This is a genomic window from Streptococcus sp. OMI870 (assembly GCF_047460295.1).
Classification (GTDB): Bacteria; Bacillota; Bacilli; order Lactobacillales; family Streptococcaceae; genus Streptococcus.
This window is the reverse complement of record NZ_JASHGM010000001.1, coordinates 41,823-68,739: the sequence shown is the minus strand read 5'-3', so window position 1 is coordinate 68,739 and position 26,917 is coordinate 41,823. Positions and strand designations below refer to the sequence as shown.

Sequence of the window (26,917 nt, the reverse complement as noted above, 5' to 3'; positions counted from 1 at the left end):
TAATAACCTCCATTTATCTGATAGGTCCATTGTAGCAAAGAAAATCCAGACCTGCAACACCACTTCATGTCAGAAAACCTAACATCGAAAGTTGATTTTTCTTGCTGAACTGATACTTTTCTGATATAATAGCTTTTATAGAAAAACATAAGATCATTCATACTCTATTTGGTATGAATGTTTTGTTTTTTCAGGCCATCCTTTGGTCAATGCACTCATGGGTCAAACACCCAAAGAGAAATGAAGAAAAAGGAGACAGAAATGAAGAAAAAATTACTAGCCTATTTGCTTTTCTTATTTCCACTGGTAGCATTCGCTGGTCATGCTCATGCTGAGACGATCAAGGTCGTTTTCGACACAGCTTATGCTCCGTTTGAATTTAAGGATTCAGATCAAATCTATAAAGGAATTGACGTAGAAATCTTGGACAAGGTCGCTGAAATCAATGGCTGGGATTTAGATAAATCCTTCCCTGGATTTGATGCTGCAGTTAATGCTGTCCAAGCTGGTCAAGCGGATGCCATTATGGCCGGAATGACCAAAACAACTGAACGTGAAAAAGTCTTCACCATGTCTGATACTTACTACGATACAAAGGTTGTCATTGCAACTACAAAAGCCGACAAAATCACGAAGTACAGCCAATTAAAAGGGAAGACAGTCGGTGTCAAAAACGGTACTGCAGCCCAACGCTTCCTCGACAAAAACAAGGACAAATACGGCTACAAGATCAAGACTTTTGATACGGGTGATCTCATGTACAACAGTTTATCAACTGGTGCAGTGGATGCAGTCATGGATGATCAACCCGTCATTCAATATGCCATCCAAAAGGGTCAGGACCTAGCGATAAATATGGACGGGGAAGCAGTCGGTGGCTTTGCCTTTGGTGTTAAAAAAGGTGGAAATCATGAAAAGTTGATCACTGAATTTAACAAGGCCCTCGCTCAAATGAAAGCTGATGGAACACTTGATGAGATCATCAAGAAATGGACCGGTGAAAGCCAATCAACTGCTAACAGTGCTGTTCCAACAACAACTACTCCTGCTGGACAAAAAGCAACGCCTAAAAAGTCAAAATATGTAATTTCAAGTGACTCATCTTTTGCACCATTCGTTTTCCAGAATGGGAAAAATAAGTATACAGGGATCGATATGGACTTGATCAAGGCCATTGCCAAAGACCAAGGATTTACCATTGAAATTGATAACCCTGGATTTGACGCTGCGGTAAGTGATGTCCAATCTGGTCATGCGCAAGGAATGATCGCAGGGATGACCGTGACCGATGCTCGGAAAGAAACATTTGATTTTTCTGAACCATATTATACTGCTAACTCTATTCTTGCAGTCCAAGAAGATAGTAAGATTGATTCTTACGATGACTTAAAAGGTAAGACGGTCGGTGTTAAAAACGGAACTGCATCGCAGACCTTCCTTGAAAAGAATAAAAATAAATATGGCTACAAGATCAAAACTTTCTCTGACGGGGCTTCTATGTACGACAGCTTGAACTCAGGTTCTGTCGCTGCGATTATGGATGACGAACCCGTCATCAAATACGCTATTAAACAAGGACGTAAATTCAAAACACCTATCGAAGGAACTCCAAGTGGTCAACTAGCATTTGCCGTTAAAAAAGGTGAAAATCCTGAATTGATCGAGATGTTCAATAACGGTCTTGCAAACTTAAAGAAAAATGGCCAATACCAAAAGATTCTCGATAAATATCTTAAGTCAGATAGCAAATCAAGTACTTCAAGTACAACAGCAGATGAAACAACGATCTGGGGCTTACTTCAAAACAACTACAAACAATTGTTAAGTGGTTTGGGTGTAACCCTTGCCCTTGCACTTCTCTCTTTCGCGATTGCTATGGTGATCGGTGTTATCTTTGGGATGTTTAGTGTTAGCCCTTATAAGTGGCTCCGCTGGACAGCAGAAATCTTTGTCGATGTTATTCGTGGGATCCCACTCATGATCCTCGCTGCCTTCATCTTCTGGGGAATTCCAAACTTGATTGAATCGGTCACAGGTCATCAATCCCCAATCAACGACTTTGTCGCAGGTACCATCGCCCTCTCTCTCAATGCTGCTGCCTATATCGCAGAAATTGTTCGTGGGGGGATCCAAGCTGTACCGATTGGACAGATGGAAGCCAGCCGAAGCCTTGGGATCTCTTATGGCAAGACCATGCGCAAGATCATCTTGCCACAAGCAACCAAACTCATGCTTCCAAACTTTGTTAACCAATTCGTCATTGCCCTGAAAGATACGACTATTGTGTCTGCAATCGGATTGGTAGAACTCTTCCAAACTGGTAAGATCATCATTGCTCGAAACTACCAAAGTTTCAAGATGTATGCTATCCTTGCCGTCTTCTACCTCGTGATTATCACCTTGCTAACACGATTTGCAAAAAAATTAGAAAAGAAGGTTAACTAATGGCTAAATTAAAAATTGATGTCCATGACCTCCACAAATACTATGGTGAAAATGAGGTCTTAAAAGGAATCTCAACGAAATTCTACGAAGGGGATGTGGTCTGTATTATCGGACCGTCCGGTTCTGGTAAATCTACTTTCCTTCGGAGTCTCAATCTCCTCGAAGAAGTTACAAAAGGTCAAATTACCGTAAATGGATATGATCTAACCGATCCAAAAACCAATGTTGATTTGGTCCGTGAAAATATTGGGATGGTTTTCCAACACTTCAACCTCTTCCCTCACATGAGCGTCCTAGAAAACATTATGTTTGCGCCAGTAGAGCACAAACTGATGACTCGCGAAGAAGCTCAAAAAGTCGGGATGGAATTATTAGAAAAAGTTGGTCTCGCAGATAAAGCCGATGCCAATCCAAACAGCCTTTCCGGTGGTCAAAAACAACGTGTGGCCATTGCCCGTGGACTCGCCATGAATCCAGATATTATGCTCTTTGACGAACCGACTTCTGCCCTTGACCCTGAGATGGTTGGAGATGTATTGAACGTTATGAAGGACTTGGCCAAGCAAGGGATGACCATGATTATCGTCACCCACGAGATGGGATTTGCCCGCCAAGTGGCCAACCGCGTCATCTTCACCGCAGATGGTGAATTCCTCGAAGACGGCAAACCAGACCAAATTTTCGATAACCCCCAACACCCACGTTTGAAAGAATTCTTGGATAAGGTTTTAAACGTTTAATTGAGATAAAAACGAGTGGTTCCTGAAGCATCTAGCAAAATTGCTAGATGCTTTTTTTAGACTAAAAAAGCATTTTCAAACCTGAAAATGCTTAGAATGTGGACTAACTATTTTAAAATAAAATAAGTAAAACGTTTCTAAAAGGAACAACAATGATTTTCAATTTTTAAAATGAATCAAGAAAATATTGAAACTTTCCGCTGTGAGAAAAGTGCTAGAAACAAATCAGTTTCTAGCACTCGGGAGTTTTGAAACTTTAGGTTCAAAACTAAGTCATGGAACTTCGTAGAAGTTCGCTGACTTCCGTACTCACCTAAGGAAAGTTTTGAATATGTCTTTATCTTCAATCTAAGCATTTTCAAATCTGAAAATGCTTTTCATGTTAACGAATCTGTTGCTGAGCTGTTTGCATCTTGTAGTAAACACCTTGTGCTTGCATTAGCTCTTCATGAGTGCCATGCTCGACAATATCGCCATCCACCATGACAAGGATCATATCGGCATTTTGAATGGTCGATAAGCGGTGGGCGATGATAAAGCTGGTCCGTCCCTTCATGAGTTGATGAAAGGCATCTTGAATCAAGGCCTCAGTCCGAGTATCAATGGACGATGTCGCTTCATCCAAGATCAAAATCTTAGGAACGGAAAGGAAAACACGCGCAATCGTTAAGAGCTGACGTTGTCCTTGAGACAAAGACTCTCCAGCATCTGAAAGATAAGTATCATACCCTTGTGGCAACTGCCTGATAAAGAAATCCGCATTGGCCGCTTTGGCTGCTTCTATCACTTCTTCTCTGGTCGCATCTGGACGAGAAAAAGCGATATTTTCATGAATCGTCCCGACCTTGAGCCAGGTTTCTTGTAGAACCATACCAAACTGTTGGCGGTAGGAAGCACGGGTGTAGTCCGTAATCGGCACCCCATCAATCGTAATCATCCCAGAGTTCACAGGGTAGAAACGCATGAGTAGATTGATCAAGGTCGACTTCCCTGCTCCTGTAGGCCCTACAATCGCTACCTTACTAGCGGCTGGAACCTGAATGGTTAAATCTTTGATCAAGGTCCTCCCTAAATCATAGCCAAATGCGACGTGCTCAAAACCTATCGCTCCTTTGACATCCTGAGTTTCTTTAACACGATGTCCCGTCTCTTCGATCTCAACTTGATCCAATACGCTGTACAGGCGCTCTGCGCAGGCAAGAGCACTTTGGAGTTCTGACAAGACAGAAGAAATATCATTAAAGGGTTTGGTGTATTGGTTGACATAATTGAGGAAGGTCACTAATTGACCGACAGTAAAGTGAGATCCCGAAATAATCCGTACGGCTCCAAATCCAGCCACTACCGCATAAATCAAGGCATTCACAAAGCGAGTTGCAGGATTGACCGTTGAAGAATAAAAGACAGCAGATTGGGAATACTTGGCATAGCTTTCATTCGTTCCTTTAAAAGCCTTACGGAATTGATCCTGAGCGTTAAAGGACTGGATTAAACTTTCCTGGGTCAAAGACTCTTCGATCAACTGAGTTTGCAGGCCACGCGCCTTGGTTTGTGCTTGGAAAAGCGTATAGGAGCGCTTGGCAATGAAACGAGCAGTCAAGAGAGACAATGGGGTCAATACCAGAACTGCTACCATCATAAAGAAATCTAATCCTGCCATGGTCACGATGGTGACAAGAATGGTTAAGAGGCCCACAAAGAACTGGTTAAAGACCATGAGAAGACCGCTATTAAGTTGCTCTACATCGGTTGTTAAACGACTGACGAAATCCCCACTTCCTTGCTTGTCCAGATAAGACAAGGGCAAGCGATGCACTTTTTCCATTACTTTTTCTCTTAGGGTTTGGCTAAACCGATAGACCAATTGATTGTAGAGAAGAGGATTGATCCATTGGATCAAGGTATTGGCCACAATGACTAGAAGCATCTGGATCAAAACAGGCCATAAGACTTTCATCCCTTGAGGATTCATGACCAAGTCAACCGCATGTCCGATCAGGATCGGTAACCAAACCGTTAAGCCAACTTGAACGATAGTTCCAATACTGGCTAGAATCAGGAGCCCGGGATGGTCAGCAAAATCTCTAAAGAGACGTTTTAAATAACTGGAACGTTTTTGACTCATGCTTCCTCCCTCCCGTGTTGTGATTTGTGAATCTCTTGATAAATCTCATTCGTGGACAAGAGGAAATCATGATTTCCCAGTCCAACTTGATGTCCCTTATTCAAGACCAAAATCTGATCAGCCGACTTGAGACTATTGGTTCGTTGAGATACTAGGATCAAACTTGTATTACGCAATTCTTCTTTAATCGATTTTAAGAGACGAGCCTCCGTCAAATAATCCAAGGCAGAAGTCGAATCATCCAAAACCAAGAAAGGGGCCTTTTTCAAAAGAGCACGCGCAATGGTCAACCGCTGGCGTTGGCCACCTGAAAAATTTCGACCAAAGGCTTCAACCGGCTCATCCAGCTGTCCTTCTTTTTCACGGACAAAATCAGCCGCCTGAGCCGTTTCTAGTGCCCACCACAAATCATCCTCCGACACATTTTCTTCCATTCCTAGTAAGAGATTCGAGCGAATGGTCCCTCTAAAGAGCTCTGCCTTCTGTGGGACTACAGCTATCCACTCCCGCCATTCCTTGAGAGTTCTAGGAGAGTGACCTTGATGATAGAGGGCTAATTTTCCCTGACTAACAGCATACAAATGACTCAATAACTGAACAAGGGTGGACTTCCCAGATCCTGTACCACCGATAATTCCCAGCATCTGTCCTTGGTCAAGATCAAAGGAAATTCCCTCTAGGGCTGGGCTTGAAGCCGTTGGATAGGTGAAAGAAACTTCCTCTGCACTGATCGCTTCTTGTTCTCTTGCGGTTTCCTCTGTCAAAGCTTCTAGGAGGTCTTCTTCTTTCAAATCAAAGATCTCTTGTACCCGCTTGGCTGAAATATAGCTGACATTTAAAGACGTGACCAGCATAGCCAGCTTGATCAATTCTGTTAAAATTTGCAATAAATAATTGACCAAAGCGACCAACATTCCTTGAGTCAGAAGACCAGCAGAGATAGTCAACTGTCCCTGCCAAATAACACAGACTAAGGTCGTATTGACCACAAGGAAGGTCAAGGGACTCACCAAACTAGACCAGATACCAGCGCGAATTTGCCAGACTTTGTAGTCCTGATTGACCTCTCTAAAATCTTCTAATTCACTAGCCTGTTGTCCAAAGGCCCGAATCACTCGCATCCCTTGAAATTGCTGACGAGTTACTGTGACCATTCGGTCTGTGATTTTCCGAATCTTAGCAAAGAGCGGATTGACAATCCGAGACATGATAACAATAATCAGGGTTAAAATCGCCACCATCCCCAAAAACCAAAGAGTTAGTTTAGGACTGATGGTGAAGGCCATGATGATAGAGCCAAAGACAATGATCGGCGCCCTCAAAAAGAGGCGCAAGAAGAGATTGATCCCAACCTGGATTTGATAAGTATCAGAAGTCAGACGGGTTACCAAACTAGAAGTACCGATTTTATCGCGCTTGTCCTTTGGAAGGGACAAGATCTTATCATACAAATCCTTGGTCATCTCACGGGTAAATCCGACAGCTGCTTTAGATGAAAAATACTGAGCCGTAATAGCAACGACGACACCAAGGCTAGCAAATAAAAATAAAGCACCGACCATCATCACAACTCCGCTCGTTTCCTTTTTCGGAATGACCTGATCGACCAAGTGGACCATGATTAAGGGGACACATAATTCAAAAATGGCTTCTAATAGTTTGAACACAGGACCTAATATAGTCTCTTTTAGATAGCCCTTAAAATACTTCAATAAAGATTTCATACTACTCGATTCTAATTGTAAGAGATGTACCTATTTTATCACAATTTTTAAAGATAAAAAAACTCTCCCTGCAAAGCAGAGAGAGTTCGTTCGGTTTTTCTTGACCAGCTTATTCAGCATGCTCTTGTTTCATTTGCACTTGTTTAGACGAATGAAGGCCAGGAATGTTATTCCATCTTTGTCCCCTTATTTAAGATCTTGCCCATTTTCCTCAATCCAATCAGTAAGAGTGGGAAAGAAAGGAGTGTTATCAGGCCTAGCACAAGAAAAACAACTACAAATCCACAAGTATCGATCAACCAACCAGTAAGTGGGAAGATCACAATCATGGAAAGACTAAACATCATGGAATTGATACTCAGCATGGTTGCTCGTACACTAGAAGGTAAATAAGCTTGTAGCTCATTGTAGTAAATGGGTTGATAAACTGCGTATAGTGCATTGGTCAAAAGATAGACACTCAGATAGGCAAATGGAGTCTTGAAAGCTACCAAAAGCAAGGCCAAACCTGTCAACGCAACCAGAATTGGAAAGACTTGATTACTATTCCATTTTTTCCCGATTTGACTGGCCAGATAAACCGCTAGGAGATTGAATCCACTGCCAATCAACATAATGAGCGAAACTTGCCAACTGGCTAAGTCACTGATTTTCTGTTGGTAGTAAAAATAAAACATACACATGATGGTTCCTAGCAGCTGATAGGTGAGCATCCAGTAAAACAAGACAGGTTTTTCCTGCCATTCTTGTTTCACTACTACCAATATCCGTTTTAAGGTCAAATGATTTCTTTCACTACTCTTGCTCTCTGGCTCTTTCATCAGAAAAATCAAGAGAATGGAAAGCAAGGAGAGTCCAATAGCAATCAGGTAAGTCCAAGCCAATGCTCCATGAACAAAGAAGCCTGCCACAACGGTACCTAAAGTTCGGGTGACTTCGGCCACCCCAGACAAAAAGCTAGAAATCTGAAGATATCGGTCCTTTTGCCCTGCTTCTACCGCAGAATCGTATAAGAAAGCGGTACTGGTCCCTGAGTCAAAATTGTAGGACCAAGCATTGACCATCATAGCAAGCGCATAAATCCAAAAATTCCCCTGACCAAGTAAGATCAAGATAGAGGATCCAATACTGGCCAGGCGAGCCAAATAGAGATTGGCCTTGTAGCTAAATCGATCTGCCAACATACCAGATGGGATTTCACACAAGAGACTGGTCCCATGAAAGATACTTTCTAGTAAACCGATTTGAAGCAAGGAAAGACCATTTTGAATAAAGAATAAAATCCAAAAACTGGTAATGCCAAAATAAGATGTAAATTCCAGTCCTGCTAGGAGTGGAATATTGCCTTTGTAAGTTCTTTTAAACATTGTTTTCTCTCTTTCAATATGTAGTATGACTGTTTCTAAAAGACTTACTTAGAGTTGCCTACATTTTCTCCACCTCTTTCATTTATAGTAAAAACGCCAGATGGCGTTTTTATAGTTATTAAGGTTTGATACGGTGCAACATACGTGGGAATGGAATAGCTTCACGGATGTGTTTCGTTCCAGCTGCGAAGGTGACCATACGCTCGATACCGATACCAAATCCACCGTGTGGTACTGTACCATATTTACGAAGGTCAAGGTAGAATTCGTACTCTGTGCGATCCATACCAAGTGATTCCATCTTCGCTACAAGTGCATCATAGTCTTCCTCACGCATAGAACCACCGATGATTTCTCCGTACCCTTCTGGCGCGAGCAAGTCTGCACAAAGCACGCGATCTGGGTTCCCAGGAACTGGTTTCATGTAGAAAGCCTTGATGTCAGCTGGATAGTTGATCACAAAGGTTGGTACACCAAAGTGGTTTGAAATCCACGTTTCGTGTGGTGAACCGAAATCATCTCCATGTTCCAAATGTTCGTAGTCAGCATCTTCGTCGTTTTCATGCTCTTGCAAGAGGTCAATCGCTTCATCGTAAGTAATACGTTTAAATGGCTCAGCAATGTAGCGTTTCAAGAGCTCTGTATCACGTTCCAAGGTTTCCAAGGCTTGAGGAGCACGATCTAGAACACCTTGAAGCAACGCTTTAACATAAGCCTCTTGCAAGTCAAGTGACTCATCATGTGTCAAGTATGAGTACTCAGCGTCCATCATCCAGAACTCAGTCAAGTGACGACGAGTTTTTGATTTCTCCGCACGGAATACTGGTCCAAAGTCAAAGACGCGACCAAGGGCCATAGCACCTGCTTCAAGATAAAGCTGTCCTGATTGGCTCAAGTAAGCTGGTGTTCCAAAGTAGTCTGTTTCAAAAAGTTCTGTAGAGTCTTCTGCAGCATTTCCTGAAAGGATTGGGCTATCAAATTTCATGAAGCCATTCTTATCAAAGAACTCATAAGTTGCATAAATGATTGCGTTACGAATTTGCATCACTGCTACTTGTTTGCGTGAACGCAACCACAAATGACGGTTGTCCATCAAGAAATCTGTACCGTGTTCTTTTGGAGTGATTGGATAATCTTGAGATTCACCGATGACTTCAATGTCTGTAATATCCAACTCATAACCAAATTTTGAGCGCTCATCTTCTTTGACAATACCTGTTACAAAAACAGACGTTTCTTGGCTCAAGCGTTTGATGGTATCAAATTTTTCAAGACCTACTTCTTCACCGAATTTTTCGATAAAGTTTGGTTTGAAAGCTACACCTTGGAAGAAGGCCGTTCCGTCACGCAATTGCAAGAAAGCAATTTTCCCTTTTCCTGATTTATTCGCAACCCAAGCACCGATAGTCACTTCTTGACCGACGTAGTCTTTTACTTCGATGATGGTAATCCGTTTTGTCATAATACATCTTCCTTTTCTCATTGTACTTGTCCGAAGACATTATCATTTCTCATTTTACCACAAATAGAAGCTAATAGCTATCCTCTACCGTCGAAATATCAAAATTTTAACGGATGACATGACTCTCTAATTGATCACACGTCCCAATCTGTTGAATAGCCCTTGTTTTCTCAAAATCTTGAACCACTTTTTAAAAAATCCACACTTATTTGATTTTTCAAACTGAAATCCTTGCATTTCAGGTCATGAAACTTGCTTTTTTTTGACAGAGAAAACTTTTTCAAGCTATAATATCACTACATAATAAGGAGGAAAATATGAAAAAGAACATTCAACTAACAACAGGACTGTGCGCTGCTGTTTTAGCCCTCAGTCTTGCTACTACCACTTATGCAGAGGAGCAAACTGCATCTGCCGAAGCACCAATGACTGAACTACAGGCAACCCCTTCCCTAGCTCCGCTTGCTTCAGAAGAAACTGTTACACCAGTCACTCCAGAAGCACCTTTAAGCCTCAGTACCAGTGAAGAAACTCCAACAGAAGCTCCCTTAGATCCACGAATCTCTGAAATTCGTGTTATCCATCGTCGTCGGACTCTTAAACCAGACTATTCTCCAGTTGCATCTTCAACAGATGTCGTCTACAAGACAGTTGAGGCACGTGCTTTTACCGAATATGACGTATCTGGAAATGGACCAGCAACCGTTACAGACGAAAATGGAAAAACATGGTATCGAGTACGTTATTCTGAGCTTGATATTAAAGATGGCTTCCATTACAAGAGCGCTCCTGAAAAAGGCACTGCTACCGCGCCCGTCATTGAAGTCATCCATCTCTATGATGATATCGATTTGAATCCTGAAGTTGTAAAACGTGCTCGTTTTTTAGACGATAAGGGACAAGAAATTGCTCCTTCCCAAGAAAATAGCATCGAGCGGAGCCTTGATTTGGCTTATGAAGCTGGTCTTCCTAAAGCACCTGCTCAGATCCAAGCCAATGGAAAAACTTATACTTACCAATCTGCTGACAAAGGGGAATTAACTTCCCATAAACTTCGTGTTTCAAACCTGGTTACAGTAACCTATTTCTATAAAGAAGTCACCACACCAGTTGTTGAAAAACCTGTAACTCCTCAGCTACCAGAAAAACCTAGTCAAAAACTCCGTCTTCCAAAAGGGAATAATGGAGTAAAAACACGGGTTCCAGTTGGTAAAAAAGTTCAAAGTAAACCAGCCAGTCCAGAAGTGAAAAAATTCCGCCTTCCAAAAGGGAACAATGGCGCAAAGACACGTATTCCTGTTAAAAAAGGACATACTATCCTTGCTGTCGATTATTTATAAGCAGGAATTTCCTAGCCTATCAAAAAGACCTTTGTCAGTTGAGACAAAGGTCTTTTCTTTTATTTCTCCATAAAGGCCTTGATACGGCGAACCGCTTCTTTTAGCGTATCCAAATCTGTCGCATAAGACAAGCGTATATTTTCTGGGGCACCAAAGCCTGCACCAGTTACCAGAGCCACCTCCGCTTCTTCTAAAATCGCTGTGGTAAATTCTGTCACATCCGTGTAACCCTTCATCTCCATGGCCTTCTTCACATTTGGGAAGAGATAGAAGGCCCCTTGAGGTTTGATAGCTTCAAAACCAGGCACTTCATTCAAGAGAGGATAAATGGTATTCAAGCGTTCCTCAAAAGCTTGACGCATGGTCTCAATAGAAGATTGATCTCCTGTGAGTGCTTCGATGGCAGCATACTGGGAAACCGTCGTCAAATTCGAAGTTGTTTGGCTGATCACCTTGGCCATAGCCCCGATAATCTCCGGCTCTCCAACTGCAAACCCAACACGCCATCCGGTCATAGCATAAGTTTTGGAAACGCCGTTAATCACGATGGTTTGCTTGCGAATCGCTTCTGACAAGCTAGAAATTGGCGTGAAAGTATTGCCATTATAGACCAAACGACCATAGATATCATCTGCCAAAATCAAGATGTCATGCTCAACAGCCCAGTTTCCAATCGCTTCGAGTTCTTCTTTGCTGTAGATCATTCCTGTTGGATTGGATGGCGAATTTAGCAAGACAACCTTGGTCTTGTCTGTCCGTGCTGCTTCCAGTTGCTCAACTGTTGCCTTAAAGTGATTTTCTTCTGTTGTTTGGAAAGTAACGGGTGTTCCTTCAACCATCTTGACTTGATCCACATAAGAGACCCAGCAAGGTGTTGGAATGATGACTTCATCACCTGGATTGATAACAGAAGTAAAGAAAGCATAAAGGATAAACTTGGCACCTGTACCGACTACTACTTCATTGCGGCTGACAGCATAGCCATAAAACTCTTTCATATAGTCACTAATTGCATCCTTCAATTCTGGAAGTCCAGACGCTACCGTATAAAAGCTAGCTCGACCATCCTCGATAGATGCAACTGCTGCTTCTTGAATGTTTTTTGGAGTCGCAAAGTCAGGTTGACCAAGCGTCAAACTCAAGATATCACGACCTTCAGCTGCCAAAGCTTTAGCACGCGCATTTGCTGCCAAGGTCACACTTTCTTCCATTTCCAATACACGATTTGATAATTTCATATTTCCTCCTCAAATCTTAAAAAACACTAGTTACTTTCCCAGTCTTAAAATCCACCACATAATAAGAACTGCCAGACTTAACTTCCCAGATCGGTTTTCCCTTAAAGCGACCAAAAGTTACTCGATCAATCGCGTCCTGACTCTCCTCTTTCACAAGCGCGATAGCCTCCTTCTGGCTAGTCCCTTCTACTAAAGGATAAGTATAGACCTGATCATTTGCCTGCGCGACCAAGACCGCCAGCTTTTGCCCCTCTTGGTCCTTCCCGATAAAGGAAACATAAGCTTCTTTACCATGAAAGAAACTCTCCCTATCAATTGTGGCTAAGGAAGAGTGAGACAAAGCTACTTTTCTTGCTTGCGCAATTTGATTGTGCATGCGATCAGAAGTTTTTTCAGCAAGAAATAGCCAAGAAAAGAGAACCGTCACTATTACGATACAAATTCCTATAACGTGTTGCCATACGATAAAAAGATTTTTTTTCTGTTTCACTCCCCCATTATACACCAAAGCCACTTAGAATTCTATAGATTTTTTAAAGAAAGAATTGTTACTAATATTTCATCTCTTTTATAATATTTTAGTATAAAATTGTTTGAGCAACAAAGTAAAATTAACATCTTTAACACCATTTGTTCATAGTTGGATAAATTTGTTACAATTTTGTAACTAATTTGAAAATAAAATTAAACGACAGAAACACTATTTATTGATAAAATATAGATATGGAAAATTTAAAGAGATTATTCAAAGAAGCAAACGTAGATTTAAAAACCATGATCGTCTTCCACAAGGCAGAACGATTGATCCGTGCATCTGAAGCGCATATCTTTAAAAAGCACCAGTTGACACCAACTCAATTCTCTGTACTTGAGACTTTGTATACTAAGGGCGATCTCCGCATTCAAGATTTGATCGACAGCATCCTTGCGACCTCCGGAAATATGACAGTTGTAATCCGTAATATGGTTCGTGATGGCTGGATTACACGTGAAACAGATCCAGAAGACCGTCGTGCTTATCTTGTTTCGATTACAGATGCTGGTCGTCAAAAGATCGAGGAAGCACTTCCAGATCATATCAAAAATATCCAACGCTTGATGCAAGTCTTTAACAGTGGCGAACAAGCTGAATTGACAGAGCTTTTGAAGAAATTCAAACACATCGCCTAATTGCACAAATCAAGACGGTATTGACTCCAAAATTCTTCATTTTGGAGTTTTCGTGGTGCATTCTCTTTATCTGATAGATCAAAAAAATGATAGTGGGACAGAAATCGGTCATTCGTTAGAATTCGATTTCGTCGTCCCACCTTCGCACAGTTGAGTAGGGCTGTAAAAGCTGATGAAATCAGCGTAGTAAAGCCCACTCAACCACTGCGTCTTGCTCGACAATCCAAAGACAATTGAGAGGCTAGGACTTTTGTCCCAGCCTCATTTTTATTTATTCTTTCACAAATACCCATTCTTTCTCTTGCGATAAATCCTCACGATATGAGAAACCTGCTACTTCTAATAGTTTCAGATCTTCTAGCTGGCTAATACCTGCTTTCATCATAGCAGTGACCATAGCACCTCGTGCTTTTTTTGAAATCGTCGAGTGAACTTTAAGTTTGCCACCACGGTTCTCCATAAATTTAATCTGTATCATTCGTTCTCGAATGCTTTTTGAGAAGACCATTTCGAACTCAGATGACAAGAGTGATAGGATCTGCTCCTCTTCTTCTATAGATCGATCGTACTCCTCTTTCCAGAGCACCTTTAAAGACTGCCCAGCAGGTTTTAGCTTCATCATAAAGTCTAGACGATGGGGAGCAATCCCTTCATAGGCCGGGATAACTCCATAAAGGGCAGTGGTGATCAACAAATGTTCCTGAAGATAGGCCTGCTCTTTTTTGGATAAGTCCTGACGCTGGATGCTTCGGTACATCAGGCCGTCAAAGAGTTCTAACGCAGGATAGGACTTGGCACTCCCATTTAATAGAGACTCAATCCTCTCCTTTTCTACCTGGGCTCTTTCCTCTGAAATCCCGTAAAAGCTAGCCAAATCTGCTAGCGAATAGTCCTTTAAAGTTTGGAGGATTGTTTGTGTATGATCGGATAAGGGCTTTGCCTCGACGGTACGAGCCTGTTCGTTCAGTTCTTTAGCGGATGGAATTAATAGTTTCATAGTCCTATTGTACCATATTTTTCAAATTTTCTTGACAGGAGTTTTTATTAATGTTATCATCTAGTTATGAAAATTAGATAAAAGAAAGGTGAAGATTTAGTGTCCACTTTTTCCTACCCAACATGGGAGCAACTGCCTGAGCTAGACCTCTATCTCGATCAGGTCCTGCTTTATGTCAATAAAACCTGTGCACCTGTCCTCTCTTCTTCAGACAAGGGCTTGACGGCTGCCATGATCAACAATTACGTAAAACATGGTTATATCGAAAAACCAGAAAAGAAGAAATACCAGCGTAGACAGGTAGCTCGCTTGATCGCTATTACAACCTTAAAAACGGTCTTTTCGATCCAGGAGATCGCTTCTACCCTGAATTTTTTACAAAAAGAGGCTAGCTCCGATCTTCTCTACAATAGTTTTGTTGATTATCTCAATGAGCAAAAAGAGCCACTTGCTCCAATTATTCGCTCTGCCTGTCAGACAGTTCAACTTTATCTAGAAACCCTATCTTATATACAACCAGCAAACAAGGAGGAAGAAACTGATGAATTATACCATGAAACTAAGTAAAAAATTATCTTTTGGTGAGGAGATCGCAAATAGTGTAACCCACGCTGTTGGAGCCCTCCTTATGCTCATCCTGCTTCCGATCTCAGCAGTCTACAGCTTTGAGCAGCACGGTCTTCTTAGTGCTTTTGGGACTTCTATTTTTGTCATTAGCCTCTTTTTGATGTTTCTGTCTTCGACTATCTACCATGCCATGTCTTATGATTCTCCTCAAAAGTATGTGCTTCGCATTATCGACCACTCCATGATCTACATTGCGATCGCAGGCAGTTACACGCCTGTTGTCCTCACCTTGATGAACAACTGGATGGGCTATAGCATTATCTTTATTCAATGGAGCACTACTATTTTTGGTATCCTCTACAAAATCTTTGCTAAAAAAGTCAATGAGAAGTTCAGCCTAGCTCTTTACTTGGTCATGGGCTGGTTGGTTGTCTTTATCATTCCTCAAATCATTAGCCAAACAACACCAGTTTTTTGGGGACTGATGCTCATGGGGGGCCTGTGCTACACTGTTGGAGCTGGCTTTTATGCTAAGAAAAAACCATACTTCCACATGATTTGGCATCTCTTTATCCTTGCGGCTTCTGCTCTTCAGTATTTAGCCATTGTATACTTTATGTAATCCTGCCACCACTCTTTTGAGTGGTTTTTTTGTGTCTTTTCCTGTATAATAGAAAAAACTGTATGGGGACAGCTATGACGAAAACAAGCAAATACCAACAAATTAGCGCATTTTTAAAAGAAGCTATTCAAGAGGGCCAACTCGAAACCGGGCAGAAAATTCCTTCTGTTCGCCAGTTGGCCAGTCAATTTACTTGCAGTAAGGATACCGTTCAGCGGGCTTTGCTAGACTTAACCTATCAGCACTTGATTTACGCCAAGCCTCAAAGTGGCTTCTATGTTTTGGAGCAAGAGCCGGGTCGCCACCAAGATCTCCCTCTTAAATTCGAGGAAGACCGGAACCAAGCTTTTGAAGATTTTCGGACTTGTATCAATGAAACCTTAATCGGTCGTGAAAATTATTTATTTAATAATTTTTCAGATCAGGCGGGCTTGCAAGAGGTACGCCAGTCTATTCAGGCTTTATTAGCGGAGGAAAGTATCTATACAACTGCAGATCAGATTGTATTGACCTCTGGAACTCAGCAAGCGCTTAATATCCTCAGCCAGATTGACTTCCCCAATAAAAAATCGCAGATTTTGATCGAGCAACCGACTTATCATCGGATGAACCAGCTCCTCGATACTCAGCAACTTCCCTACCGGACGATCGAGAGAACCTTAAAGGGGATTGATCTCGAAAACCTTGAGGAGATTTTTAAAAGTGGCCATATCAAATTCTTTTACACCATCCCCCGTTTTCACTACCCACTCGGTCATAGCTATTCCCCTAAGGAGAAAGAAGCTATTTTACAACTAGCGGATCAATATGATGTCTACCTAGTCGAGGACGACTATCTGGCCGATCTCGATGCCAGTAATGCTCCTTCTTTTCATTATCTGGATCGGAACAACCGGGTCATTTATATCAAATCTTTTTCGACCAATCTCTTTTCTGCCCTTCGAATCACGTCCATGATTCTTCCCAAGGAACTCCTAAAGCCGGTCTTAACCTATAAGACCATTCTAGACTATGATAGCAACCTTATCATGCAAAAGGCTTTGAGCCTCTATATTGATAACGGGATGTATCTAACAAATAAAAAAAGACTCCTAGTTCGAAGAAAAGAGGAAGAGACAAATCTGAAGACCTTAATTTCTCAGTCTTCACTCCTATCTCAACTCACCCTGACCCACGACGGGGTCCTAGTTGATCTCAGCCACGTTAGATCCCTTGCGGCCTTAAAACACAGTGGCCTCCCTCTTGATTTTTTTGAAGCAGCCTATATTGCTAACTGTCCTTATCAACTAGTTAAGATCAAATCAGCTGATGTTGCTCGTGTTTTACCTGAACTCTCCTCCCTATTTAAAACAGAAAACCTCGTATAAAACTATACGAGGTTTTCATCTATTTCTTCAACTGCTCATAGATTATTTTAGCATTTTGAATACCGACATGATAGTATAGGCGAATTAAGCGAATCGCTTCCATCTCAGATTCTTTGAGGTACTTTTCCTTTTGTTCCTTGGGGATGCTAGCTGGTTGAAGGAGATAATGGGTAAATTGACTTCTAACTTTATTGAGCTCAACTTGGAGAGTGAAATAAAGTCCAAACAAGACAAGGACAACCCCCATCAGGATAAGATCATTTGACATAGCTTTTGCTTCCTTTTCTGTTCTTTTATCTATTTTACAGCTTTCCATCAACAAAAACAAGAGGCTGGGACAAAAGTCCTAGCCACTCAATTGTTTTTGGATTGTCGAGCAAGACGCAGTGGTTGAGTGGGCTCTACTACACTGATTTCATCAGCTTTTACAGCCCTACTCAACTGTGCGGAGGTGGGACGACGAAATCGAATTCTAACAAATGACCGATTTCTGTCCCACTCTCCTTGTTTGTCTTTATTTCATCATGCCTGCTTGGAGGTCGTACATTTTTTTATAGGTTCCTCCAAAAGCGATGAGTTGTTCGTGGTTCCCCGCTTCGATGATTCTACCCTTTTCAAGAACATAGATACAGGTAGCATCCTGGATGGTTGAGAGTCGATGGGCGATGGCAATGGTCGTCCGACCTTGGCGCATCTTCTTCAGAGAGTTTTGAATTAACTCTTCAGTCTCTTGGTCAATATTTGCAGTCGCCTCATCTAAAATCAATATCTTTGGCCGGGCTGCAATGGTCCGAGCAAAAGCAAGAAGCTGACGCTGACCAGTGGATAAAGTCGATCCTCGCTCAGTTACTGGATGGTCATAGCCATCAGGAAGACTCTCAATAAAGTCTGCAACATCCACAAATTCCGCAGCTTCTTGTATTTTCTCATCCGACAATTCTTCATGGTACATTCGGATATTGGAAGCAATGGTTCCATGATAGAGGAAGGGTTCTTGCAAGACTAGACCTATAGCATTTCGCAAGGCTTCTTGACTATATTCTTTGATATCGTGTCCATCAATCAAAATCTGACCACGATCAAACTCATAAAAGCGCATAAAGAGATTGATGATAGAGGATTTACCAGAACCAGTATGGCCGACAAAGGCAATGGTTTCTCCATTTTTGACCTCAAACGAAATATCTTTCAGGACCTCTTGTTTACCATCATAAGAAAAAGACACATGTTCAAAGCGAATATCTCCTCGTTCGATTTCTTCTCGGCTGCCGGCTTGCTTGGGTTCCTTATCTGATCGATCCATAACTTCAAAAACACGCCCCGCAGAGATAGTAGAGGTCTGCAAGGTAGCAAAGTTCTGCGTAACATCAATCAAGGGTTGGAACAGCTGACTGACATACTGAATAAAAGCGTAGATAAGACCCGCTGTAAAGCCAGAGGACTGCCAATTGAGGCCGAAAAAGGTCAGAATAACTGCATAGGCCAACACCTGTAACAGAGTCATCGCTGGCCTTAAAAAGAGGGAATTGATATCTACAGACCGGTTGGCATAGTCCAAATGTTCCCCATTAATCTGTTCGAACTCATCCGTCAAACGTTTTTCTTGACGGAAAGCCTGCACGATCCGCATTCCTTCTATGGATTCAGATAATTTCACATTGATATCTGATAATTTCTGTCGGGTCATCTTGACCAGACGACTGGATAACTTGCGATAGAGACTAATAGAAAACCAAATAATCGGAAGAAAAGGCAAAATCCAAATAGTCAAATGCCAGTCCAGACTAAACATGGTCACCAAGGTCACTACAAAAAGTAACAAGGATGAAACCAGACTTGAGAAGACTGTGGAAAACATATCTGCGACTGCCTGTGTATCATTGGTCACACGGGAAACAATCGAACCTGCTGCTGTCTGGTCGTAAAAAGCCATGCCCAACCCTTGTAGATTGCGGAAAACATCTAGCCGGATATCTCTTACAATCGAATTGGAAACCCGTGAAAAGGTCAATTGACTCAGATATGTTGCAAGCACGCGCCCAATAAATAGTCCATAATAAAGAATAAGAAACTGAAAAGCATTCATAACCGGTGAATCTGCTTCTTTTGGATCCACCAGGTGGTCAATGTACCAACGCGCCGCAAGAGGAATCGCTGTTAACAAGAGACTGGTCAAAAAGGTAAAGACCAATGCCAAAGCCGTCAACCACTTATAGCGCCACATGTATGTCAAGAGACGCTTCATGACAGGTGCTTCAGATGATTTCATTGAGCCTTCCCTCCATTTCTTCCGATAATTGTTGCGCTTGGTAGGTTTCATAATACCAACCTTGTTGGGCCATTAATTCCTCGTGATTTCCTCGCTCCTTTATCTGACCATTCTCCATTACCAAGATCAAATCCGCATGAACGATTGCTGATAAGCGATGGGCTGTGATAATCGTTGTTTTCCCCTTGCGCTCCTGCTTCATATTTTCGATGATCTGATGCTCCGTCTTAGCATCTACTGCAGAGAGGGAATCATCTAAAATCAGAATTTCCGGGTTCATGACCAAGGCTCGACTCATGGCTATCCGCTGCTTTTGCCCTCCAGAGAGGGAGACTCCTCTCTCACCGATGACTGTTTCCATCTGGTCTGGCATGGCTAAGATATCCTCGTAGACTCCACAGGTTTTCAGAGCATCGATTAACTCTTCTTCTTTGATCTGTGGATCAGAAAAAGCCACATTCTCGCGAATGGTCATGGCAAAGAGGATCTGATCTTGAGGAACATAGCCAATCAAGCTGCGCAAATCGTCCAACCGATAGTTTTTGATGGTGATTCCATTTAGAAAGATATCTCCCTGATCTAAGTCGTGCTCTCTAAGTAAGAGACGCAACAAGGTGGTTTTTCCAGATCCAGTTGGTCCCACAATCCCTAGAGTTTGCCCTTGTTCTAAGCGAAAATAAACCTTATCAAGAACAGGCTCTTTCTCATAGGAAAATTCTTCGATAGCATACTCCAGATCTCCATTTTGAATGCGTGTGACTGGATAAGCTGGATCTTTAATAGAAGGTGTTTCCGCTAAAAGTGATTCAATTCGCTCATAAGAGACGCTAGCCCTCTGACTAATATTAAACAAAAATCCCATGGCTTGAAGAGGCCACACCAACATATTGAGATAAGTGATAAACGTGACGATTTGTCCAACCGTCAAGCTCCCCTCCTGGACAAAGAGGCCCCCAAAATAAAGGGTCAAGACATAGGAGAGACCTACAAAAAGAAGAGTGGTCGGATCAAATAAAGCATTATAACTAGCTGAAGTCATATTCTTTGAAAAGACCATTTGATTGGTCTTTTCAAAGGCTTGAATCTCGTCTTCTTGGAAACCAAAGGATTTGGTTACCCTGACACCAGAAACTGATTCCTGAACGAAGTTGTTCAATTCTGAAAAGCCTTCTTGGGCTTCCTTGAAGGCCTGATGATTTTTGCGTCCAATAGCCGAAGTCACTAGGACCATGACCGGCAAGGGGACAATCGCTAGTAGGGTTAGGCGCCAATCAATCATGAAAAACATACTAATCAGGGTTACCAAGGCTGTCACAGATGCGTCGACTGCAGACATGACCCCGCCACCAGCAAACATGGTTACAGCATTGATATCATTGGTCGCATGCGCCATGAGATCCCCTGTTCGATAGCGCTGGTAGAAAGAAGGGGACATGAGTGTAAATTGTTTAAACAAGCGATAACGTAAAATCCGGGCCAACTTATTGGCGGTTCCAAATATATAGCGACGCCAAATAAAACGAAGTCCATACATGGCAAGAGCCACGATGACTAAAAGCGCAATATCCAAAAATAACTGCCACGGCCTTAACTGTTTGTTATCGATCAAATCGATCACCACTCCCATGATTCTTGGAGGAATGAGATTTAAAAAACTGACCAAAATCAAGGACCCTATCCCAATCAAATAGCCCTTCTTTTCTTCTTTAAAAAACCATGAAAGTTTCCCTAACAGGTTCATTTTATTTCCCCTTTTTTGTGAGCTGCCAACTCCGATCCACTAGTGAAAATAGCTCTTCATCAGCTAATGTATTGTCTAATGGGATACTCACCCAATATTTTTTATTCATATGAAAAGCCGGATAAATCCCCTTCTCATGTGTTAAATCCGCAGCTTGATTGGTCTTGACATTTAAGACTTCAATATTTCCAGATTTCCCAGCATCCAATTTTTTCCAATCAATGGCCATAAACACCCCATACCACTTGAGAGTGTCTCGATGACGAATAGCACCTGAATCTGGAGATCTTTCCCATAAATACTCAATCCTTCCTTGGAAGCGTTGGGAAATATAGTTCATGAGACGTTTTGCTTGTGGGTAGAGAAAATCTTCCACCTCAAAACATGACTGTCGAATGGCTGCCAGGGTTTCCTGACAAGCTTCGCGAACTTGGCCGACAAAATCTCCTTGAAGTTGTTCCAGATGGATCTGGATATATTCATCACCCGTATCCTGGTCATAGACCTTAAAGGAAACCTCCTGAGCCTTAATCCACATCTTTAAGAAAAAACTACCAGACAAGACTGGGCATTGGTATTCGAAAATGCCATCCATTTTCTTAAAACCATATGCCTGTGCTTTATCTGGCTGAAAGCTATATTTGTCAAAATAATGCTCTAAAAACATCTACTCTCCCTTATGCATGACTGAACGAGAAGAGGCTGGGAACAATGTGCCCAACCTTGATAACTCAACCATAAAACGGCCTAAGCTAGTGATCTAATCCTTTAAAACACGATGCGTGTCCCATGCAGTTGATGAACGCCTAATTGCTTCAAAAAAAGCTGACGCTTCTCTAGCGTTACGCCCCCACCTGGTAGGATCTGAATCTTTCCCTTGGCTACAGCCAGTAAACGATGATAGTGGGCAAAGCGTTGCTCAAGTGTTGCGTCTAGACTGCCACCACGTGTCAAAATGCGAGCCACACCCTGGCTAGCGAGCCAGTCAATTGCCTCTAGCTGATCCTCAACTGCTAGCTCGTCAAAAGCCATATGAAAGACAACTTCTGAGTCCCCACATGCAGCCAGTAATCTCTGGATGACTAACCGATCCAACTGAGCATCCTCGGACAGCGCCCCAAGCACAAAACTAGACACCCCTAATTCTTTTGCCGCACCAATGTCTGTCAACATGGCATCGACTTCAGAAGCTGTATAGACGAAATCTCCTCCACGCGGACGAATAATGACACAAAGATCCACAGACTTCTCGCTTGTGAGTTTGAGCGCTTCTTTGATCACGCCCAGACTGGGGCTAGTCCCTCCTACTGCAAGGTTATCACATAGTTCAATGCGACTAGCACCGGCAGCAATCGCCTTGTCAAGCAAGGTTAAATTCTCCGCACAAAATTCAAAGACAACCATCACAACTCCATCTTCAAAGATTTAAAATAACGATATACGAATTGTCACTTTAGCATTGCCATTTTCTACTCTCGCTTTTGGAATGCTATAACCAGCCTGAGGAATCTCTAGCAAAATTTGATCCCCACTCACTGTCAAGGCTGATCCGTCTTGACTGGATTGATCTTTCAAATAGTTGAGAACCAAGGATTTCGGAATAGGCATTTTCCCTAATTTAGCACCTGTTACAGTCAACTTCATAACATTATTCTCGACTTGTCCCGTCATCGTCAAATCCAGGTAACTATCAACAGGTCCAAGCGATACTGGAACTTTGACATGAAGGTCATTGCCATCCATCCCAAGAGCCATCTTTTCATAGTCAGAATTTTCAAGAGCTGATCCTGCACTAGTTTTTACGACTTGGCTCAATTGCACAGAATTAAGAGTCAGCTCAGTAGAAAGACCCTCCGTACTCACAGAGGCATTTGAAACCGCATTTTGAGCTAGTTCAATAAATGAGCTTCCTGCTTGCACGTTTCTTAATTGCTCCCCTTCAGGGATAGATCCAGGAACCAACAAGACCACTAATAAAATAAATAAAACGATAAACAAGCCAATTAGGCGTCTGATCCATTTAAACATTTGTTTCTCCAATACGTGAAAAGTTGTATTCCTATTGTACCCTAAATCCAAAGAAATTGCGACTAAGAGGCGCCTTTAGAAAGCAAAAGAGACCGAGGAAACCCCGTGTCTCTCTTTGTATTATTTCGATTTAATATAGTTGACACCATCTGCTTTCGGAGCAACTGCTTGTCCGAAGAAGGCTGCCAAGACAATCATGGTTAAGACATACGGTGCAATTTGCAAGTAAACAGTTGGAACTCCTTTAAGGAAGGCTAATTGGTTACTGATAACCGCCAAACTTTGTGAAGCTCCGAAGAAAAGACTAGCCAACATAGCACCAATAGGATTCCACTTACCAAAAATCATAGCTGCAAGGGCGATAAATCCAGGTCCTACGATGGTTGTTACTGCGAAGTTAACTGAAACGGATTGCGCATAAATGGCTCCTCCAATACCAGCTAGGGCTCCAGAAATCATAACTCCCAGGTAACGCATTCTATAAACGTTAATTCCCAAGGTATCCGCTGCTTGTGGGTGCTCCCCAACTGAACGAAGACGCAATCCAAATTTTGTCTTGAACATAACAAACCAAGCAAAGAATGAGAAGAGAATGGCTATCCAGCCGATAATACTAGCATTATTGAAAAAGATATCGCCAATGACTGGAATTTTGGATAGAAATGGAATCGATGTTTTCCCAAAGGCAACTTTGATATTATCCGTTTGTCCTTTGTTGTACATCGCTTTAACAAGAAAGACTGCCAATGGTGCTGCCATCAAGTTCAAGACTGTTCCTGAGACGATATGATCTGCACGAAAATGCACCGTTGCGACCGCGTGAATCAAAGAGAAGAGAACTCCGATACCTGCTCCGACAATCAAGGAAACCCAAGGTGTCCAACTTCCTAAAGTAGGTTCAAAAGTCAAGTTAAAGACAATCCCTGCGAAGGCTCCCATCACCATGATTCCTTCAAGACCAACGTTGACAACTCCTGCGTGTTCTGAGTAAGCTCCTCCAATACTTGTGAAGATGAGCGGCGCTGCATACACAATCATAGAGGAAACAAGAATACTTAAAATCGTTACAATACTCATTAGTTTGCTCCTCCTTTTTTAGCTGAACGCATCGAAATCATTTTTTCAATAATGTAGTGAGCACATACGAAGAAGATGATAGAAGCTGTTACGATTTGAACAATTTCTTCCGGAATAGCCGCTGGCTTCATTCCGACACCACCAACTTGAAGAACTCCAAACAAGAAGGCCGCAAATGGAATACCAATAGGTGAATTCATAGCAAGAAGGGCTACTGCCATTCCGTTAAATCCAACGCTCATTGAGCTACCTTGGACATAAACATTTGAGTAAGTACCCAATCCTTCTACAACCCCACCAATACCAGCTAGGGCTCCAGAAATGATCATTGAAAGGATGATAGTCCGTTTAGCAGACATCCCTGCATAATCCGCAGCATTCGGATTCAAACCTACGGCACGAATTTCAAATCCAAGGGTCGTTTTCTTCATTACAAACCAAATCACTACAACTGCAATAAGGGCAAAGAAAATACCGATATTCATTTGTGATTTGTTGGTCAATTCTCTCAACCATTGTGTTTGATAAACAGCATTCGCTCCAACATCAATACTCGAGTCTTTGTTCTTCATAATACTTGCTGGGAAGCTGTGAATGAGGGCATTCCCTGAGAAGAGAACAATATAGTTCATCATGATGGTGATGATGACTTCACTAGTACCGAGGTAAGCACGAAGGAAACCTGGAATCGATCCAACAAATCCTCCTGCAATAGCTGCCACTAAAACTGTCATCGGGATCATGACAATACGTGGTAAATCTGGGAAGGACAAAGCAAACCAAGTCGCCATAATCCATCCTGCAAAGGCTTGTCCTGGAAGGCCGACATTGAAGAAGCCGGCACGGCTAGCTACCGAGAATCCAAGGGCTATTAAGATAAGTGGCCCCATAGCACGAGAGATTTGTCCCAAACTTTTCACTGAGCCAAAGGCCTTATTGAAGAGAAGTTCGTATCCCCAAAGCGCGTCATAGCTAAAGATCCACATGATGATGGCCCCTAAGATCAAACCTAGAAAGACAGACACCAATGGAACAGCAATTTGTTTTACATTCTTATTCATTTGATGCTCCCTTCTCAACCTTTCCTCCTGCCATCAGGATTCCAAGTTCTTGCTTATTCGTCGTTTCAGGGGTTACAATCCCTTGGATCTTCCCATCATGAATAACCGCAATACGGTCAGAAACATTCAAAATTTCATCTAGTTCAAAGCTGACAACGAGGACAGCTTTCCCATTATCCCGTTCTTGGATCAAACGTTTGTGAATGTACTCAATCGCTCCAACGTCCAAGCCACGTGTTGGTTGACTGACAATCAAGAGATCTGGGTCACGGTCGATTTCACGAGCGATAATGGCTTTCTGCTGGTTACCACCGGAAAGGGCTTTAGCAGGAACCACTTCACTGGCTGCACGAACGTCAAATTCTTCCATCAGTTTCTTAGCAAAAGAAGTGATTTTTGGATAGTTCAAAATCCCATTCTTACTGAGTGGCTCCTTATAATAAGTTTGCAAGGCAATGTTTTCAGAGATCATCATATCAAGAACCAATCCATCCCGGTGACGGTCTTCTGGAACGTGTCCCACCTTCATCTCCGTAATTTGACGGGGACGAAGTCCGACAACATCCTTGCCTTTAATCTTAATCGAACCAGATTTCACCTTCCGAAGACCAGTAATAGCTTGGATCAATTCAGACTGACCATTTCCATCAATCCCCGCAATCCCGACAACTTCACCTGCACGAAGTTCTAAAGATAGATTCTTAACAGCAGGCACACCACGGTTTTCGTTAACTACTAAGTTTTCGATAGATAGGACCACTTCTTTCGGTTGAGAAGGACCTTTCTCTGTTTTAAAGGAAACAGAACGACCGACCATCATTTCAGCTAAATCTTGGTTCGTAGCACCTGCAATTTCAACTGTTTCAAAGGATTTACCACGACGAATAACTGTTACGCGGTCTGCGACAGCACGAATTTCATCTAGCTTATGCGTAATCAAGATAATCGATTTACCTTCATTGGCTAAGTTTTTCATGATGGTCATCAATTCTTCGATTTCAGAAGGAGTTAGAACCGCAGTTGGTTCATCGAAGATCAGGATATCGGCTCCACGATAAAGCGTCTTTAGGATTTCTACACGTTGCTGAGCACCAACAGAAATATCCTCAACTTTCGTATAGGGATCTACTGCCAAACCATACTTTTTAGATAATTCAAGAATATCTTGACTGGCTTTTTTAAGGTCTAAAACACCATGTTTAGTGGTTTCAGAACCAAGGATAATATTTTCAGCAACAGTAAAGGCTTCAACCAACATAAAGTGTTGGTGTACCATTCCAATTCCTAAAGAAGCTGCTTTTGAAGGTGAGTCTAGGTTAACAGTTGTTCCATTTACCAAGATATCTCCGCTCGTTGGTTCCAACAAACCAGCTAGCATATTCATCAGGGTAGATTTTCCTGCACCGTTTTCTCCAAGAAGTGCATGGATTTCACCTTTGCGCAACTGAAGGTTAATCTTGTCATTTGCTACAAATTCACCAAATTTTTTGGTAATCTCACGCATTTCGATGACATATTGATGTGTCATGTGCTGTTTCCTTTCAAAAATTTTTATTTCAATAAAATCTATTAGATCA

General features: G+C 42.1%; 23 protein-coding genes. 7 read left to right on the top strand and 16 right to left on the bottom strand.

What is annotated here, in order from left to right:
• Positions 1-261 precede the first annotated feature (261 nt).
• Positions 262-2,445 (top strand): amino acid ABC transporter substrate-binding protein/permease, encoded by a 2,184-nt coding sequence (locus tag QM968_RS00335; RefSeq protein ID WP_414381295.1) that lies wholly within the window; start codon positions 262-264, stop codon positions 2,443-2,445.
• Positions 2,445-3,185, top strand: a complete 741-nt coding sequence (locus QM968_RS00330; RefSeq protein WP_009731143.1) for an amino acid ABC transporter ATP-binding protein — start codon at positions 2,445-2,447, stop codon at positions 3,183-3,185. Before QM968_RS00335 ends, QM968_RS00330 begins: the two co-directional genes overlap by 1 nt.
• Before the next feature lie 382 nt (positions 3,186-3,567).
• On the opposite strand, the gene QM968_RS00325 is transcribed toward QM968_RS00330, so the two are convergent.
• The 4 genes from QM968_RS00325 to asnS all read right to left on the bottom strand — a co-directional run bounded on the left by QM968_RS00325 (position 3,568) and on the right by asnS (position 9,863).
• Entirely contained in the window at positions 3,568-5,310 is a 1,743-nt protein-coding gene (locus QM968_RS00325; protein ID WP_414381292.1) for an ABC transporter ATP-binding protein, read from the bottom strand.
• Positions 5,307-7,034, bottom strand: a complete 1,728-nt coding sequence (locus QM968_RS00320) for an ABC transporter ATP-binding protein (protein WP_414381290.1) — start codon at positions 7,032-7,034, stop codon at positions 5,307-5,309. The genes QM968_RS00325 and QM968_RS00320 overlap by 4 nt, the downstream gene beginning before the upstream one ends.
• 167 nt (positions 7,035-7,201) lie before the next feature.
• On the bottom strand, positions 7,202-8,401 hold the full coding sequence (locus tag QM968_RS00315; protein WP_414381288.1) for an MFS transporter: 1,200 nt from the start codon (positions 8,399-8,401) through the stop codon (positions 7,202-7,204).
• 118 nt (positions 8,402-8,519) lie between these two features.
• The gene (gene asnS, locus QM968_RS00310) at positions 8,520-9,863 is read right to left on the bottom strand and encodes an asparagine--tRNA ligase (RefSeq protein WP_037616614.1); all 1,344 of its coding nucleotides are present in this window, start codon (positions 9,861-9,863) and stop codon (positions 8,520-8,522) included.
• A gap of 317 nt (positions 9,864-10,180) precedes the next feature.
• On the opposite strand from asnS, the gene QM968_RS00305 reads away from it, so the two are divergent.
• Positions 10,181-11,203 (top strand): cell surface protein, encoded by a 1,023-nt coding sequence (locus QM968_RS00305; RefSeq protein ID WP_414381286.1) that lies wholly within the window; start codon positions 10,181-10,183, stop codon positions 11,201-11,203.
• 59 nt (positions 11,204-11,262) lie between these two features.
• Here the strand turns inward: QM968_RS00305 and QM968_RS00300 are convergent, their stop codons facing one another.
• Entirely contained in the window at positions 11,263-12,441 is a 1,179-nt protein-coding gene (locus QM968_RS00300) for a pyridoxal phosphate-dependent aminotransferase (protein ID WP_414325694.1), read from the bottom strand.
• 16 nt (positions 12,442-12,457) lie between these two features.
• Positions 12,458-12,955 carry a DUF5590 domain-containing protein gene (locus QM968_RS00295; protein ID WP_009731150.1) on the bottom strand — a complete coding sequence of 166 codons (498 nt, stop codon included), beginning with the start codon at positions 12,953-12,955 and terminating at the stop codon, positions 12,458-12,460.
• A gap of 209 nt (positions 12,956-13,164) precedes the next feature.
• Here QM968_RS00295 and QM968_RS00290 point away from each other — a divergent pair, with 209 nt between their 5' ends.
• Complete coding sequence (locus QM968_RS00290) at positions 13,165-13,611, top strand: MarR family winged helix-turn-helix transcriptional regulator (RefSeq protein WP_009731151.1); 447 nt, start codon at positions 13,165-13,167, stop codon at positions 13,609-13,611.
• 271 nt (positions 13,612-13,882) lie between these two features.
• Here the strand turns inward: QM968_RS00290 and yaaA are convergent, their stop codons facing one another.
• Positions 13,883-14,608, bottom strand: coding sequence for a peroxide stress protein YaaA (gene yaaA, locus QM968_RS00285; protein ID WP_414325695.1), 726 nt, complete (start codon positions 14,606-14,608; stop codon positions 13,883-13,885).
• Between the two features lie 99 nt (positions 14,609-14,707).
• Here yaaA and QM968_RS00280 point away from each other — a divergent pair, with 99 nt between their 5' ends.
• The 3 genes from QM968_RS00280 to QM968_RS00270 all read left to right on the top strand — a co-directional run bounded on the left by QM968_RS00280 (position 14,708) and on the right by QM968_RS00270 (position 17,164).
• Positions 14,708-15,175, top strand: coding sequence for a DUF1836 domain-containing protein (locus QM968_RS00280; protein WP_414381284.1), 468 nt, complete (start codon positions 14,708-14,710; stop codon positions 15,173-15,175).
• On the top strand, positions 15,150-15,797 hold the full coding sequence (trhA, locus tag QM968_RS00275) for a PAQR family membrane homeostasis protein TrhA (RefSeq protein ID WP_414381282.1): 648 nt from the start codon (positions 15,150-15,152) through the stop codon (positions 15,795-15,797). Before QM968_RS00280 ends, trhA begins: the two co-directional genes overlap by 26 nt.
• A gap of 62 nt (positions 15,798-15,859) precedes the next feature.
• Complete coding sequence (locus tag QM968_RS00270; RefSeq protein ID WP_414381280.1) at positions 15,860-17,164, top strand: PLP-dependent aminotransferase family protein; 1,305 nt, start codon at positions 15,860-15,862, stop codon at positions 17,162-17,164.
• Between the two features lie 19 nt (positions 17,165-17,183).
• Here the strand turns inward: QM968_RS00270 and QM968_RS00265 are convergent, their stop codons facing one another.
• The 9 genes from QM968_RS00265 to QM968_RS00225 form a co-directional block, all read right to left on the bottom strand.
• On the bottom strand, positions 17,184-17,432 hold the full coding sequence (locus QM968_RS00265; protein WP_414381278.1) for a hypothetical protein: 249 nt from the start codon (positions 17,430-17,432) through the stop codon (positions 17,184-17,186).
• Between the two features lie 246 nt (positions 17,433-17,678).
• Positions 17,679-19,433: an ABC transporter ATP-binding protein gene (locus QM968_RS00260; RefSeq protein ID WP_414381276.1), complete on the bottom strand. Its 1,755-nt coding sequence runs from the start codon at positions 19,431-19,433 to the stop codon at positions 17,679-17,681.
• Positions 19,420-21,174 (bottom strand): ABC transporter ATP-binding protein, encoded by a 1,755-nt coding sequence (locus tag QM968_RS00255; protein WP_414381273.1) that lies wholly within the window; start codon positions 21,172-21,174, stop codon positions 19,420-19,422. The genes QM968_RS00260 and QM968_RS00255 overlap by 14 nt, the downstream gene beginning before the upstream one ends.
• 1 nt (position 21,175) lies before the next feature.
• Positions 21,176-21,841, bottom strand: coding sequence for an MmcQ/YjbR family DNA-binding protein (locus tag QM968_RS00250; protein ID WP_414381270.1), 666 nt, complete (start codon positions 21,839-21,841; stop codon positions 21,176-21,178).
• 101 nt (positions 21,842-21,942) lie between these two features.
• Complete coding sequence (locus QM968_RS00245) at positions 21,943-22,578, bottom strand: copper homeostasis protein CutC (RefSeq protein WP_414381268.1); 636 nt, start codon at positions 22,576-22,578, stop codon at positions 21,943-21,945.
• A 21-nt stretch (positions 22,579-22,599) separates the two neighbouring features.
• Positions 22,600-23,202: a hypothetical protein gene (locus QM968_RS00240; RefSeq protein ID WP_414325701.1), complete on the bottom strand. Its 603-nt coding sequence runs from the start codon at positions 23,200-23,202 to the stop codon at positions 22,600-22,602.
• Positions 23,203-23,322: 120 nt separating this feature from the next.
• Positions 23,323-24,279 carry an ABC transporter permease gene (locus tag QM968_RS00235; protein ID WP_009731162.1) on the bottom strand — a complete coding sequence of 319 codons (957 nt, stop codon included), beginning with the start codon at positions 24,277-24,279 and terminating at the stop codon, positions 23,323-23,325.
• The gene (locus QM968_RS00230) at positions 24,279-25,340 is read right to left on the bottom strand and encodes an ABC transporter permease (RefSeq protein ID WP_414381265.1); all 1,062 of its coding nucleotides are present in this window, start codon (positions 25,338-25,340) and stop codon (positions 24,279-24,281) included. The genes QM968_RS00235 and QM968_RS00230 overlap by 1 nt, the downstream gene beginning before the upstream one ends.
• Positions 25,333-26,868, bottom strand: coding sequence for an ABC transporter ATP-binding protein (locus tag QM968_RS00225; protein ID WP_414381263.1), 1,536 nt, complete (start codon positions 26,866-26,868; stop codon positions 25,333-25,335). Before QM968_RS00225 ends, QM968_RS00230 begins: the two co-directional genes overlap by 8 nt.
• Between the last annotated feature and the right edge of the window lie 49 nt (positions 26,869-26,917).